Source organism: Ruegeria sp., from assembly GCF_965243365.1.
Classification (GTDB): Bacteria; Pseudomonadota; Alphaproteobacteria; order Rhodobacterales; family Rhodobacteraceae; genus Ruegeria.
Window position 1 is genome coordinate 3,270,390 of record NZ_CBDEUW010000002.1, and the last position, 13,585, is coordinate 3,283,974.

The 13,585-nt window shown below is 56.7% G+C and carries 13 protein-coding genes; 3 read left to right on the top strand and 10 right to left on the bottom strand.

The genetic code is table 11. The features are described from left to right. Positions 1-16 precede the first annotated feature (16 nt). Entirely contained in the window at positions 17-604 is a 588-nt protein-coding gene (locus tag ACP0GE_RS19920) for an invasion associated locus B family protein (RefSeq protein WP_424833637.1), read from the bottom strand. Between the two features lie 453 nt (positions 605-1,057). On the opposite strand from ACP0GE_RS19920, the gene ACP0GE_RS19925 reads away from it, so the two are divergent. Further along, complete coding sequence (locus ACP0GE_RS19925; protein ID WP_424833638.1) at positions 1,058-2,605, top strand: helicase HerA-like domain-containing protein; 1,548 nt, start codon at positions 1,058-1,060, stop codon at positions 2,603-2,605. A 37-nt stretch (positions 2,606-2,642) separates the two neighbouring features. On the opposite strand, the gene ACP0GE_RS19930 is transcribed toward ACP0GE_RS19925, so the two are convergent. From ACP0GE_RS19930 to ACP0GE_RS19965, 8 genes are all read right to left on the bottom strand, one after another. Next, complete coding sequence (locus ACP0GE_RS19930; RefSeq protein WP_424833639.1) at positions 2,643-2,897, bottom strand: hypothetical protein; 255 nt, start codon at positions 2,895-2,897, stop codon at positions 2,643-2,645. 188 nt (positions 2,898-3,085) lie between these two features. Beyond that, positions 3,086-4,399 carry a branched-chain amino acid ABC transporter permease gene (locus ACP0GE_RS19935; protein ID WP_424833640.1) on the bottom strand — a complete coding sequence of 438 codons (1,314 nt, stop codon included), beginning with the start codon at positions 4,397-4,399 and terminating at the stop codon, positions 3,086-3,088. Beyond that, positions 4,396-5,406 carry a branched-chain amino acid ABC transporter permease gene (locus ACP0GE_RS19940; RefSeq protein WP_424833641.1) on the bottom strand — a complete coding sequence of 337 codons (1,011 nt, stop codon included), beginning with the start codon at positions 5,404-5,406 and terminating at the stop codon, positions 4,396-4,398. The genes ACP0GE_RS19935 and ACP0GE_RS19940 overlap by 4 nt, the downstream gene beginning before the upstream one ends. Positions 5,407-5,678: 272 nt before the next feature. Further along, the gene (locus tag ACP0GE_RS19945; protein WP_424833642.1) at positions 5,679-6,008 is read right to left on the bottom strand and encodes a hypothetical protein; all 330 of its coding nucleotides are present in this window, start codon (positions 6,006-6,008) and stop codon (positions 5,679-5,681) included. 383 nt (positions 6,009-6,391) lie between these two features. Beyond that, positions 6,392-6,832: a hypothetical protein gene (locus ACP0GE_RS19950; RefSeq protein WP_424833643.1), complete on the bottom strand. Its 441-nt coding sequence runs from the start codon at positions 6,830-6,832 to the stop codon at positions 6,392-6,394. 2 nt (positions 6,833-6,834) lie between these two features. Further along, complete coding sequence (locus ACP0GE_RS19955; RefSeq protein WP_424833644.1) at positions 6,835-7,665, bottom strand: ABC transporter ATP-binding protein; 831 nt, start codon at positions 7,663-7,665, stop codon at positions 6,835-6,837. Beyond that, positions 7,662-8,450, bottom strand: coding sequence for an ABC transporter ATP-binding protein (locus ACP0GE_RS19960; protein ID WP_424833877.1), 789 nt, complete (start codon positions 8,448-8,450; stop codon positions 7,662-7,664). Before ACP0GE_RS19960 ends, ACP0GE_RS19955 begins: the two co-directional genes overlap by 4 nt. A 123-nt stretch (positions 8,451-8,573) precedes the next feature. Then, positions 8,574-9,755 (bottom strand): ABC transporter substrate-binding protein, encoded by a 1,182-nt coding sequence (locus ACP0GE_RS19965; RefSeq protein WP_424833645.1) that lies wholly within the window; start codon positions 9,753-9,755, stop codon positions 8,574-8,576. A 150-nt stretch (positions 9,756-9,905) separates the two neighbouring features. Between ACP0GE_RS19965 and ACP0GE_RS19970 the strand changes: the two genes are divergently transcribed. After that, the gene (locus ACP0GE_RS19970; protein WP_424833646.1) at positions 9,906-11,003 is read left to right on the top strand and encodes a PQQ-dependent sugar dehydrogenase; all 1,098 of its coding nucleotides are present in this window, start codon (positions 9,906-9,908) and stop codon (positions 11,001-11,003) included. Here ACP0GE_RS19970 and ACP0GE_RS19975 read toward each other — a convergent pair. Then, the gene (locus ACP0GE_RS19975) at positions 11,000-12,004 is read right to left on the bottom strand and encodes a GlxA family transcriptional regulator (protein ID WP_424833647.1); all 1,005 of its coding nucleotides are present in this window, start codon (positions 12,002-12,004) and stop codon (positions 11,000-11,002) included. The genes ACP0GE_RS19970 and ACP0GE_RS19975 overlap by 4 nt on opposite strands. 167 nt (positions 12,005-12,171) lie before the next feature. Here ACP0GE_RS19975 and ACP0GE_RS19980 point away from each other — a divergent pair, with 167 nt between their 5' ends. Then, positions 12,172-13,542: a class II 3-deoxy-7-phosphoheptulonate synthase gene (locus ACP0GE_RS19980; RefSeq protein WP_424833648.1), complete on the top strand. Its 1,371-nt coding sequence runs from the start codon at positions 12,172-12,174 to the stop codon at positions 13,540-13,542. Positions 13,543-13,585: the final 43 nt, after the last annotated feature.

Sequence of the window (13,585 nt, forward strand, 5' to 3'; positions counted from 1 at the left end):
GTCTTCAAAGATAGGCTTAGTTCGCAGAAGGTTCCAGGCCGTCAAAAGCTGCGGTGAAACCTGCCAGCGACATCTCCATATTCACCACCTGATCGGGAAGGCGCGCCGGGACCAGCGACAGAACCGCCTTGGTACCCGATTTCATCGCGTCGATGTCGGCCTGTGTAAGGCCCAGTTGTGCAAGGCAGCCAAGCGGGATGCAGTGATGGTAGTTGTAAAGCTTGCGGGGCGCCCCATCGATGGACATAGCCAACTGCGCCTGCAGCAGTGTTTCAAGTGGGACAACCACATTCGCCCAGGCAACTGCAGCACCACCCGCAGGCAGTTTACCGATGGTGACCTCAGCGATGGGATCGCCTTGCGCACCGTTTAGAACCTGAACCATGGCACACGGGTCATTTCCGTCCTGAGATTTTAGACAGGAAACACCCCAGTCACCGGATTCTTCCTTGATGTATTGCTCTCCCACCCGTGGGCCGGATTCACCAAGATCCAAATCGCTGCCAACTTGCGTCTGATCTGTCTGTTCCTGAGTTGTCTCCTGTGCCAAGGCCGACGTACCGAGCACAACCGCGGTAGTGAGTGTGAGAAGTTTCCTGATCATGAATGCCTCATAATGCTGATCCAGCTTTTTGTTCCATCTATCACTGCAAACCCACGGTGTCAGGGCAAAACCGCCGCGCTGGCCGGAAATTGAACGGAATTCCGCCGAAATAATGGGCTGCAACTCTCTGGGATACCAACGGAAAAGGGAGCCGGTGGAGCGGCTCCCTTTATGAAATGTATCTCCCCGTCGGACTGGCCGACTTAGTTATTGGCAGACGTTACGAGAGCGAACCCGCGTGGTCAACATCTATCCACAAAATTTAATCCAGGAATTGGCTTGGATTCACCCAAGAATGCGCAAAAAAGCCGTGCCCGAAGGCACGGCCAGTCGACAGGGAGGAAGTTGCGGCCCCCGACGGCCTAAACCGTGAAGACCGCAAAATGACTATCGCAGCCAAAGGTTAACTTTGTATGCTGGATGCAGATCGGTTGAATTTGGGACAAATATTCTATGAACGACAAGATTTTCATCGGCGGCGCAGGCCCGGACTATGGGCAGGCGCAGGGGTTGTCTTTGAAGTATGCCAACCGGCACGGCCTGATTGCGGGGGCGACAGGTACGGGTAAAACCGTGACGCTGCAAATCCTGGCCGAGGGGTTCTCGCAAGCCGGGGTGCCGGTGTTTCTGTCTGATGTCAAAGGCGATCTGTCCGGTCTGGCCTTGCCCGGCAGCGAAGGTCACAAGCTGCATCAGGCGTTTCAGGAACGGGCGGCCCGGATTGGGTTTGACGCATTTTCGTATGCAGCCTGTCCCGTAACCTTCTGGGACCTGTTCGGCGAACAGGGTCATCCAGTCCGCACGACCGTCACCGAAATGGGACCTTTGCTGCTGTCGCGGTTGATGGAGTTGAGCGAGGCGCAGGAAGGTATTCTGAACATCGCGTTTCGGGTCGCTGATGAAGAGGGCATGCCCTTGCTGGATCTCAAGGACCTGCAGGCGCTATTGGTCTGGATTGGCGAGAACCGCGCGCAGTTGTCTTTGCGATACGGGAACGTCTCTACCGCATCGATCGGGGCTATTCAGCGACGGCTGTTGGTGCTGGAAAATCAGGGGGGAACCAACCTGTTTGGCGAACCCGCGCTGGATCTGTCCGATCTGATGCGAACGGATGAAAGCGGGCATGGAATGGTGAACATCCTTGCCTCGGACAAGCTGATGGGTGCGCCACGGCTTTATGCAACGTTCCTGCTGTGGCTTCTCAGCGAACTGTTCGAAGAACTGCCCGAGGTTGGCGACCCCGACAAACCCAAGCTGGTGTTCTTTTTTGACGAAGCGCATTTGCTATTCGACGATGCCCCGAAGGTTCTGATCGACAAGGTAGAACAGGTCGCGCGGCTGATCCGATCGAAAGGTGTCGGCGTTTATTTCATCACCCAAAATCCGGCGGATATTCCTGAGGATATTCTGGGACAGCTCGGTAACCGCGTTCAGCACGCGCTGCGCGCTTTTACTGCGCGTGACCGCAGGAACCTGCGTCTGGCCGCCGAGACCTATCGGGAAAACCCAACCTTCGATACCGAGGAAGCCATACGTGAGGTAGGCGTGGGTGAGGCCGTAACGTCGATGCTGCAGAAGAAAGGGGTGCCCGGTGTGGTCGAACGGACGTTGATCCGTCCGCCCGGGTCGCAATTGGGACCAATCGACAAAACTGCCCGGCAAGAGATTCTGGCAGCCTCGCCAATGGGTGCCAAATACAACACCGCGACGGACCGGAAATCGGCCTTTGAAATCCTTCAGGCTCGGGCAGATTCTGCCGCGCAACAGGCCGCCGCTGCCGAAGCCGACGAAGTGCTGGAGCGGCAATCGCCCATGGAGCGCGAGTTTGCTTCGGCCCGCAGGTATTCCGGCAGCCGGGTCGGGCGGTCCTCGTCCCGGGTCACACGCCGGAAGGACACGTTCGCATCAGCGATGAGCGAGGCTGTCATCAAGGAGCTTAAAGGCACCACGGGACGCCGCATTGTTCGCGGCATTCTAGGAGGATTGTTCAAAGCCCGCTGAAAGGCAGCCTGCGTGAATATGCAAGATGCCTTCGCCGTCATTTGTTCAGACGCCGCAGACCTTCCTGCTTGCAATAGTTATCCGCCGTTGCAACCGACATCTTGGTGGCCGGGAAATCGATCGCCCGATCCCAGGATACGCGATCATGGCGGTAGAGCTGGCAGGTGACAACTCCGGCCGGCGTCTGCACCTGAACAGGAGTAGTCTCCAACTCTTCCGGCGTGGGCACGCAACCCGAAAGGATCGCCAACAACGGAACGGCTGCTGCTGTAATCTTGAGTGGTGTGATCATTGCGCGTAGGTAGCTTTCATTCTGATTAACATCTGGATCGTTACAAGCCCCACACAGGCTTGTCGCAGGTGGGGTCATCCCGACGATTTGGTGGATCGCGGTGCGCTTGTTTAGACTTTGTTAACGTTCTACGCAAATAGCCGCGCCGATAAGAGGCGCGGTAGGGGGAATTTCTATGGAAATTTGGCCTATTTCTCGGGTATCAGTCCCCGCGGGCTAAATCTGAGAACGATCAGCAGAACGACGCCCATAGTTAGCAAGCGCATGTGTGCGGCACTTCCCACCAAATGATCTTTCAGCCCGCTTCCATCCGGCAAACCGGCGGTGATCACGCTCATCAGCCAAAGGCCGATCGGCTCGACCTGCACCCACAGAAACCAGATCAGGAAGGCACCCAAAACAGAGCCAAAGTTGTTACCCGACCCGCCGACAATCACCATTACCCAGACGAGAAAGGTAAAGCGTAGCGGCTGATAGGCGCTGGGGGTCAGCTGCCCGTCCAGCGTGGTCATCATCGCACCCGCAATACCGCAGATGGCAGATCCCAGAACAAAAATCTGCAAATGGCGACGAGTCACGTCTTTGCCCATTGCCTCGGCCGCGACCTCGTTGTCACGAATGGCGCGCATCATTCGGCCCCAAGGGCTTTTCAGTGCCATTTGTGCCATCCACAACAGCACGAGCAGCACAATCAGGAACAACAGCGAATAGCCCAGCTTGACCGACAGAGTGGATGCCGTAACCGGGTCCAGCCCGAACCATTCGGCGCGGGCCAGAAAGGCGGGGTCCTTCTGTAATTCGACCTCATACCCGACCACGGGCGAGGGGCGCGGGATGCCGTAGACATTCTTGACACCCCGGGCCAGCCAGTCCTCGTTCTTCAGGATTGCAATGATGATCTCGGCAATGCCAAGCGTCGCAATCGCCAGGTAATCCGAGCGCAGACCCAAAGCCGTCTTGCCGATCAACCACGCGGCCCCGGCGGCCAGAAGACCTCCGGCGGGCCAGGCCAGAAGCACAGGCAGGTTCAGCCCGCCAAGGTTGCCCGCAATTGCTGGGTCGATGGCCTCAACGGCTGCGGCATTGGGGTCGAATATCGCACGGTAGAGGAAAAAACCGACGATCAAAATAGCGATGATCGACACGGTTTGCAGTCGGCCTTTTGGCATTCGTGTGGCCACCAGAACGGCTGCGACGACGGTTGCGGCGCCCATCAGCAGGGCCAGGACGATACCATACCCACCCGAAGACCACGCGCCCGGCGTCGGAGGTGTCGAGATGAGAACAACCGCCAGCCCGCCAAGGGCGACAAATCCCATGACGCCGACGTTGAAGAGGCCCGCAAAGCCCCACTGCAGGTTCACCCCGATTGCCATGATGGCCGAGATCAACCCCATGTTCAGGATCAGGATGGCGGCGTTCCAGCTTTGCGTGAAACCGGTCATCAGGATCAAACCACCGACAACGGCAAAAAGCAGAGTATTTTTGACGGGCTCGGTCATATCACTTTTCCCTTGAACAGACCCGTGGGCTTAAACAGCAGCACGATGAGCAGGATGACAAAGCTTACGGCGAATTTGTAATCGGTGGACAGGAACTGCACCAAGCCAGACGGCTCAAGATTTTCCGGGGCCAGATAGGTCAGCACTTTCTTCCAGGCATAGGTGATCGTGACCTCAGAGAACGCAATGATGAACCCACCCGCGATTGCGCCCAACGGATTACCGAGGCCGCCCACAATGGCCGATGCGAAAATCGGCAGCAAAAGCTGGAAATAGACGAAGGGTTTAAAGCTCTTGTCCAGCCCGTAAAGCACACCAGCCGTTGTTGCCAGCGCAGCCACGATGATCCAGGTAATCATCACCACACGTTCGGGGTTTATGCCGGACAACAGCGCCAGATCTTCGTTGTCCGAATAGGCGCGCATCGACTTGCCGGTGCGCGTTTTGTTGAGGAACCAGAACAGCAGCGCCACCGCGACAATCGCAACAACCACCGTAATGGCCTGCGACGTCCGGATTGCAAGCCCCTCGCTTAACCCCGTCATCGCCTTGAAATCCCGCGCAGATATCAGAAAACGCGCGCCGTCCGAGAACCTCTGATCATCCGGCCCGATGATAAAACGTACCAGACCGTTCATGATGAACATAACGCCCATCGACACGATCACCAGAATGACCGGTCTGGCCTTTTGTTCCCGATAGAACCGATAAACCATCCGATCCGTGATCAGCACAAGGATGATACATCCCAGTATGGCAAAGGGCAGGGCGAGCAATGCGGTCGGCAACGGCCCGAAACTGACGCCAGCGGCTTGTAGTCCCCAGGTGACCAGCACGGCAATCATTGCGCCGAAGGCCATCGTGTCACCATGGGCAAAATTGGAAAACCGCAGGATGCCATAGATCAGGGTTACGCCCAGCGCCCCCAATGCCAACTGGCTGCCATAGGCCGTCGCAGGCACGATCACAAAATTCGCGAGCGCGACAAGCGCGTTGAGTAAGTCCATGAATTCTTCTCACTGTCCGGGTGCGATCTTATGGCATGACGGGATCGCACGAGACAACATCATGTGCTGCCTTTTTCGGGATATCACCACAATAAATAGGGGATTTAAGTCAGTTGGCCTGCTGTAGTCTCACGAATCCCGCCACCAAGGGATATCTCTTTGTCCACTTGGAGATTACGGTTGCGAAGAGGCGATGACGCCTCTTCGCATTTGCCTGCATCAGGTCGTATTGGCTGACTGCTGGCAACATCAGCGCCGGGCAGTGCGTAGTGTCAGGCGCCGCTTTCCTGACACGTCCCGTGATCGTGCCCGGCATGAGGGCCTTTGATCGAGAGGTCATAGGTCATATCGTCAAGGTGGACGACAAAAGTCATGACGTCTTTGTCTTCGATGTGAAGGAAGGTCATGTTACCGATACCTTTGAATACGGTCGCATCCCCTTCGATAGTCGCGGTCGCGATGCTGCCTTTGTCGCCTTCGGCATCGCGGTTGAGCCGTACTTCACTGCCGTCACGGTCAGAGACACAGACAAAGTGCCGCTCTTCCGCCGTAGCGGCGGTCGCGCACAGGGTGGCAAAGGCCACGCACATCCATTTTTTCATTTTTGAGTCCTGAATAGATTTTTATGCGGAAGGTTTGTTGGCCTCACCGAAATGCATATGCGGTTCCGGTAAAACGTTTCCTTCTTAAGGTCGCGCGCTAATGGGGGAATGTGACGGGATTGCAGCCGGGGCGTGGTATTCTTTGGGCTGCAGCTGATTTACAAAAAAGCGGTTGCCGTACAGACTGCGGATTGACACAAATTCTACAATTTTAAGAAGTGGAGGTTGGCCAAAGGGCGGGATTTTGCGAGATGGCGATTTGCGATCACGCGAATGCTCCATTTGATTGCCAACCGTACAAAACGGTGTCGGATTACAGGCCAATTTAGAGAATGCCAGAAGGTCACTGACGAGGCCCATAATCCCTCCTCAGATTCATTGTTTCATTGCTCGGGCAAGTCCCGCGGTTCACATTCACCACGAAAGGTGACGTGAGAAGCTGAACCCGCGTAGATAGACACCAAGATGTTATTGTTAGGGAGGAAAGTCACTAGGGTGATCTTTGGTTCAGTTTGTGATTGCTCACTCCAATCTCGAATAATCCAGCGGCCGTCTTCCTGTAGTTGTCCAATCCCAATTGAATTGGTCGTAGAAGAGTCGAACCCAAACCGATTGGGCTCGCCGGGGCGTGACATCCGACTAAAACCGAACGGGGTGTAGTATTCCATATCGACTTGCTTTGTGGGGCGGCCGCCCACCCCGGTGAGGTCAGACAATACACAGTAGTAGAGTTCATGTAACTCAACCTCTGACGCAGTTGCTGGTACCGCAATTCCGGTCAGGCCCCAAAGCGCTAAAGCACCTGTGATGGTGACTCTCAGCATCCTCATCCCCCCAAGAAACTCTTCCGCACCTCAGGATCAGCCAGCAACTCCTTACCCGTACCTGAATAAGCGTTCCGCCCCTGGACCAGCACATACCCCTTATCCGCGATCTCAAGCGCCTGACGGGCATTCTGTTCCACCATGAGGATTGGCAGCCCGGTGCGTGACACTTCAATAATCCGATCGAACAGCTCATCCATCACGATGGGCGAGACACCGGCGGTTGGCTCGTCCAGCATCAACACCTTCGGCTGTGTCATCAGCGCGCGGCCTACTGCGACTTGCTGGCGTTGGCCGCCCGACAACTCTCCGGCTGCCTGATTGCGCTTGTCGCGGAGGATGGGGAAAAGATCATAGACCTGTTCCATCGTCTCGGAAATATCATCGCGGCGGATGAAAGCGCCCATCTCAAGGTTTTCTTCCACCGTCATGGATGTGAATATGTTCGAGGTCTGCGGCACAAAACCCATACCCTTGATCACCCGATCCTGCGGGGAAAGGTTGCCAATATCCTCCCCGTCCAGTCGCACCGAACCGGAACGGACGTCCAGCATCCCGAACACAGCCTTCATGGCGGTGGATTTACCAGCGCCGTTGGGGCCAACAATCACTGCGATCTCACCTTTATCGACCGCGATTGTGCAATCATGAAGGATGTCCGGCCCTTTGCCGTAACCGCCGGTCATGGTGTCGCCGATCAGGAAAGGGCCGCCACCAACATAATGCGTCTCACCACTTTGGGCGTGAGCGGGTGTCATGGTGCCAATGCCATGTCTGTTGGTGATCGAGGCGTCCTTGTTGCCGTGATCATCCTGATAAGGATTATCGCTCATGCCCCGGCCTCCAGCTTGTCTTTGTTCTTCAGGCCGGTGCCCAGATAAGCTTCGATCACATGCTCGTTTGCCTTGATCTCGTCCAGAGTACCTTTGGCCAGAACCTTGCCTTCGGCCATACAGATGACCGGGTCGCAGATTTTGCCGATGAAATCCATGTCGTGCTCGATGACGACGAAAGTATAGCCGCGCTCTTTGTTCAGGCGCAGGATGGTGTCGGCGATGGTCATCAGAAGGGTCCGGTTTACGCCCGCGCCAACCTCGTCCAGAAACACGATCTTAGCATCCACCATCATGGTGCGGCCAAGTTCCAACAACTTTTTCTGACCGCCCGAGACCTGACCCGCCTTGTGATCGGCCAGATGCTCGATGGTCAGGAATTCCAGTACCTCATCAGCCTTGGCTTTCAATGCGCGCTCTTCATCTGCGATGCGCTTGCGACCAAACCACGTATTCCAAAGGGTTTCGCCCGATTGCGCGCCGGGCACCATCATCAGGTTCTCGCGGCAAGTCATCGACGAGAACTCGTGGGCGATCTGGAAAGTGCGCAGCAGGCCTTTGTGAAACAGCTCATGCGGGGGCAGGCCGGTGATATCCTCGCCATCCATGAAAACCTTGCCGCTGGTTGGTGGTAGAACGCCCGCGATCACATTGAACAGAGTGGTTTTTCCAGCCCCGTTTGGTCCGATCAGGCCCGTAATCGAACCCTTTTCGATTTCCAGCGAGGCCCCGTCCACCGCGTGAAAACCGCCGAAATGCTTGTGCACGTCCTCGACGACGATCATCTTTTCCCCTAGCCGCCGTTTTCGGCGTTGTAGTTCCACCCCCGCATCCGGAAGGCGGTTTTTCATTCAAACGGCCCGGACACGAGGTCCGGGCCGCAAGTTTTTCCGATTGCTAAGTCAGAATCAACGGAACTTAACAGTCTTGTTTTCGCCGTCAGTCACTTCGATTTCCCGGTAAGACCCCGCGCTTTCACCGGGGCCGATCAGTTCTACGCCCGAGGCACCGACATAGTCGATCTCCTGACCGTTGGCCAACAGTTCCAGACCTTTGGCCAATTCACCCGGATAGATCTTCTCACCGGGTGCGTTGGCGACATCCATCACTTTGCCAGCATAGTCAGCAGGGTTGCTCGAACCCGCTGCCTGCATGGCCAGCATGAACAGCGCCGCTGCATCATAGGATTCAGGCGAATAGGGCGACGAGCCGTCGAAGCCCGCGGCTTCGGCCATGGCAAAGTACTTTTCCGCACCTTCCCCACCGGAACCGGCGATCTGACCGAACGAACCGTTCAGGTCAGGGCCGACATTTGCAGGCAACGAGTCACCGATCATACCGCCGGGCAGACCGAATGTATCATATGCGCCGCTGTCCAGCGCCGACTGGATGATACCCAGGCCACCCTGATCCAGATAACCCGCAACAACCAGAATGTCGCCACCGGCCGAGGCCAGCGCGCCCACTTCAGCAGAATAGTCTGCCTTACCGTCTTCGTGCGCCGCAACGATCGTCACTTCGCCGCCAGCCGCTTCGAACGAGGACTGGATCGCGTCCGCAAGACCCTTGCCGTAGTCGTTGTTGGTGTAGGTCAGAGCAATTGAGTTGATGCCACGCTCCTTAAGGATATCAGCCATCACCTGACCTTCACGCGCATCCGACGGGGCGGTGCGGAAGAACAGGCCGTTGTCTTCCATCGTCGACAGACCGGGTGAAGTCGCCGACGGCGAGATCATGACCATGCCGTTCGGAATCGCAACGTTCTGCAGGATCGCGCCGGTGACACCCGAGCAGTCACCACCAATGATGCCCGCGACCCCATCCGCTATCATGCGTTCGCCGTTCGATGTGGACAGGCCGTTGTCGATACATCCGGTATCTGCGCGTACCCCCGTGACAGAAGCGCCGTCCAGAAGTTTGCCAGATTCGGTAACTTCTGCGATCGCGAGTTCAGCACCCGAGCCCATCGCGGGTGCCAACGATTCAATTGGTCCGGTAAAACCAAGAAGAATGCCCAGTTTGACATCATCCGCCATTGCGGTTCCCGCCAGCAAGGCTGTTGCTGCGGTAGCTGTAAGCAGCTTTTTCATATGTTACTCCCTTATTGGAACAATAGTGTTCTGGGTGCGACCCTAGGCAAGCTGTTTGAAAAAGAAAAGGTCTAAGGAAGGCTTGGGTTTTCCGCATCCGCGCTATTTGTACTGGCAGATGGGAAAAAATACTGATGTCGGAGAAGGCGGATGCTGAGATACATCGCGTTTACTGTATTTCTTCTTGTAACGGGTGCCGCAGGGGCGGATCGGTTGGAAACCTCGGCCGGATCAGTGGCTGTGACACAAGTTGTCGGAGGCCTCGACACGCCTTGGGCCATTGGGTTGTTGCCTGGTGGTGCTTTTCTGGTGTCCGAGCGTGATGGCAACTTGCTGTATGTCGCGGATGGAACAGTAAACAGGGTAAAGGGTGCTCCCAAGGTATCGGCCGCGGGGCAGGGCGGCTTGCTGGACGTCACCGTGGCCCGGGATTTCACGCGAAGCCGCGAGATTTTCCTGACATTTTCCAAAAAACAGAAAGGTGGTGCGGGAACTGCCGTAGCGGTCGTGCGCCTGTCTGAAAATGGAAAGCGCCTGACCAATTTGCGGGTGATATTCGAGGTCACACCGGGGGGATCGGGCGGTCGGCATTTCGGCTCTCGCGTTGTTGAGGCATTGGATGGCACTTTGTTCGTCACCATAGGGGATCGGGGGGACAGGCCAGCGGCGCAAGATTTGCAGAACCATATGGGCACGGTCATCCGGATCAATCGTGACGGCACAATACCCGGTGACAACCCGTTTGTCCGGGACCAGGCTGCCCGGCCCGAGATATGGTCCTATGGCCACCGCAATCCGCAAGGGGCCGGACTGGATAGTCAGGGGCGGCTATGGGTGTCCGAACACGGTGCCCGGGGCGGAGATGAGGTTAATCTGGTGCACGCGGGCGCGAACTACGGCTGGCCCGTGATCTCATATGGGACCCATTATTCGGGACAGAAGATCGGCGAAGGAACCTCCAAACCGGGCATGGAACAGCCGGAACATTATTGGGACCCATCCATCGCGCCCTCTGGCCTGCTGGTTTACTCGGGCAAATTGTGGCCACAATGGAAGGGTGATTTGTTTGTTGGCTCGCTCAAGTTCAACTATATCGCCCGGTTGGCCGGGACGCCGTTGCGTGAAGTCGAACAGATCAAGGGGCCGGAAACCGAACGGGTCAGAGATATTGTTGAAGCGGCTGACGGATCGATCTGGTTTATCTCGGTCGGACAAGGGGCTGTTTATCGGATGACGCCAGACACCTAAACCGAGAGCCGTGCGCTCTGAGCCCCGCGTTCCCGATACGGAGTGGTGTTGTAATGCGCGCGATAGCATTTCGAGAAATGCGAGGGGCTGGCAAAACCGCAGGCCAGCGCGACGTTGATCACGCTCATATCCGTCTGCATCAGCAGGTTGCGCGCTTTGTGCAGACGCAGCTCCATGTAATATCGCTTGGGCGACCGGCTCAGATAGCGGCGAAACAGACGCTCCAGCTGCCGGGTCGACATACCGACATCCTTGGCCAGAATTGATGGTGAGATCGGTTCTTCGATGTTCTTTTCCATCATCAGGATAACCTGACTCAGCTTTGGATGACGTACCCCGATGCGGGTCGGGGTCGATAACCGCTGGGTATCCTGATCTGTACGGATCGAGGAATAGATCATCTGGTCGGCAACGGCATTGGCCAGTTCTTCCCCGTAATCCTCGGCAATCAGTTTCAGCATCAGGTCGATCGATGAGGTCCCTCCGGCGGTGGTCATCCGGTTTCCTTCGATCAGAAATACCGATTTGGTCAGTTCGACTTCATCAAATTCCTCGGCAAAGCTGTCGGCATTTTCCCAATGAATGGTCGCACGCTTTCCGTCTAAAAGGCCGGCTTTGGCCAGAGTATAGGCGGCGGTGCAAAGACCGGCGATTTTCAGCCCTTTGCGCGCTTCACGCCGCAACCAGTTCAGCACACGTTTCGTGGTCGCAACCTGCACGTCCATGCCGCCGCACACAACAATCACGTCATCGCGCTGCAATTCGGGCAGATCGCTGTCCACTTTGAACGTGGTTCCGGCCGAGCATTTCACAAGCTCTCCGCCTTCACCCGCCAGCGTCCAGCGATACAGCTCGCGATCGGCCATGCGGTTGGCAATACGCAGGCTGTCCAGCGCCGAAGCAAAGGACAGAAGCGAGAACTTGTCCAGCAGGACAAATACGAAATTGTTCGGTTTCGAAGCGGTGCTATCCACGGTGACAACTTGGCGTTGCTCTTGCATGGCGAATTGTCCTTGATTCGGTGTCCGCCCGTCAGACGTGGCGAAGGAGTTGACAGTCAGCATGCTCAAAGCTTGTTTGCGGCGTCAAGAGGCGCAAATGGGATATGGTCACTCTGTAATGCATTTTGTATAGAGACCACCTGAATACTTCAGCGGAGATCAAAGCTATGACCGATTGGCAAAAAACGAACTGGCGCAGCAAGCCCCGGGTTCAGATGCCAGACTATACCGACGCGGCCGCGCTGGCCAAAGTCGAGGCGCAGCTTTCACAGTATCCCCCGCTGGTCTTTGCGGGCGAAGCACGGCGTCTCAAGCAACATTTGGGTGCCGCCGGTCGCGGCGAGGCCTTTTTGTTGCAGGGTGGGGACTGTGCTGAAAGCTTTGAACAATTCAGCGCGGATGCGATCCGCGACACGTTCAAGGTTATGCTGCAGATGGCGATGGTTCTGACCTATGGTGCGAAGGTGCCAGTGGTCAAAGTGGGCCGCATGGCAGGTCAGTTCGCCAAACCGCGCAGCGCGCCGACCGAGGTTATCGATGGGCTGGAACTGCCCAGCTACCGTGGTGACATCATAAATGAACTTACGTTCACACCCGAGGCGCGCATCCCGAATCCGGGCAAGATGCTGCAGGCCTACACGCAGGCGGCGGCGACGCTGAACCTATTGCGCGCGTTCTCGACCGGTGGTTTCGCGGATATGAGCATGGTTCATTCCTGGACCCTTGGATTTACGGACGAGCAGGATGTTCAGAAGTATTCCGAGATTGCCGACCGCATCCAGGACACAATCGACTTTATGGAAGCGGCGGGTATCACGGCGGATACGACCCACGAATTCTCGACCGTTGAGTTCTACACCAGCCATGAAGGTTTGCTGCTGGAATACGAAGAGGCGCTGACCCGGCTGGATTCGACGTCGGGCAACTGGCTGGCCGGATCCGGTCACATGATCTGGATCGGTGACCGCACCCGTCAGCCTGACGGGGCGCATGTGGAGTTCTGCCGTGGCGTTCTGAACCCGATTGGTTTGAAATGTGGCCCGACGACTACGGCCGAAGACCTCAAGGTTTTGATGTCCAAGCTGAATCCTGAAAACGAAGAAGGTCGCCTGACCCTGATTGCACGCTTTGGTGCGGGCAAAGCAGGTGAGCATCTGCCGCGTCTGATCAAGGCCGTGAAGGAAGAAGGTGCCAAGGTCACTTGGGTTTGCGACCCGATGCACGGCAATACGATCAAATCGGCCACCGGCTACAAAACCCGTCCGTTCGATTCGGTTCTGCGCGAGGTGCGTGATTTCTTCGGCGTGCATCAGGCCGAAGGTACCATCCCCGGCGGTGTGCATTTCGAAATGACGGGCTTGGATGTTACCGAATGCACCGGTGGTGTTCGCGCCGTGACGGAAGAGGACCTGTCGGACCGCTACCACACGGCCTGTGATCCGCGTCTGAATGCGACGCAATCGCTGGAACTGGCCTTCCTTGTTGCTGAGGAACTGACCAACCTGCGCCGCAATGGAAGCAAACGCGCCGCAAGTTGATTTTGGCTGGATGAAGTTTGAAAACGGCGGGTCTTGTACCCGC

Bases quoted from the DNA above. Each gene is read 5' to 3' on its own strand.
- ACP0GE_RS19940 (WP_424833641.1), bottom strand. From the start codon at position 5,406: ATGGACTTACTCAACGCGCTTGTCGCGCTCGCGAATTTTGTGATCGTG.
- ACP0GE_RS19965 (WP_424833645.1), bottom strand. From the start codon at position 9,755: ATGAAAAAGCTGCTTACAGCTACCGCAGCAACAGCCTTGCTGGCGGGA.
- ACP0GE_RS19955 (WP_424833644.1), bottom strand. From the start codon at position 7,665: ATGAGCGATAATCCTTATCAGGATGATCACGGCAACAAGGACGCCTCG.
- ACP0GE_RS19970 (WP_424833646.1), top strand. From the start codon at position 9,906: ATGCTGAGATACATCGCGTTTACTGTATTTCTTCTTGTAACGGGTGCC.
- ACP0GE_RS19935 (WP_424833640.1), bottom strand. From the start codon at position 4,399: ATGACCGAGCCCGTCAAAAATACTCTGCTTTTTGCCGTTGTCGGTGGT.
- ACP0GE_RS19945 (WP_424833642.1), bottom strand. From the start codon at position 6,008: ATGAAAAAATGGATGTGCGTGGCCTTTGCCACCCTGTGCGCGACCGCC.
- ACP0GE_RS19975 (WP_424833647.1), bottom strand. From the start codon at position 12,004: ATGCAAGAGCAACGCCAAGTTGTCACCGTGGATAGCACCGCTTCGAAA.
- ACP0GE_RS19925 (WP_424833638.1), top strand. From the start codon at position 1,058: ATGAACGACAAGATTTTCATCGGCGGCGCAGGCCCGGACTATGGGCAG.
- ACP0GE_RS19950 (WP_424833643.1), bottom strand. From the start codon at position 6,832: ATGCTGAGAGTCACCATCACAGGTGCTTTAGCGCTTTGGGGCCTGACC.
- ACP0GE_RS19920 (WP_424833637.1), bottom strand. From the start codon at position 604: ATGATCAGGAAACTTCTCACACTCACTACCGCGGTTGTGCTCGGTACG.
- ACP0GE_RS19980 (WP_424833648.1), top strand. From the start codon at position 12,172: ATGACCGATTGGCAAAAAACGAACTGGCGCAGCAAGCCCCGGGTTCAG.
- ACP0GE_RS19960 (WP_424833877.1), bottom strand. From the start codon at position 8,450: ATGATCGTCGTCGAGGACGTGCACAAGCATTTCGGCGGTTTTCACGCG.
- ACP0GE_RS19930 (WP_424833639.1), bottom strand. From the start codon at position 2,897: ATGATCACACCACTCAAGATTACAGCAGCAGCCGTTCCGTTGTTGGCG.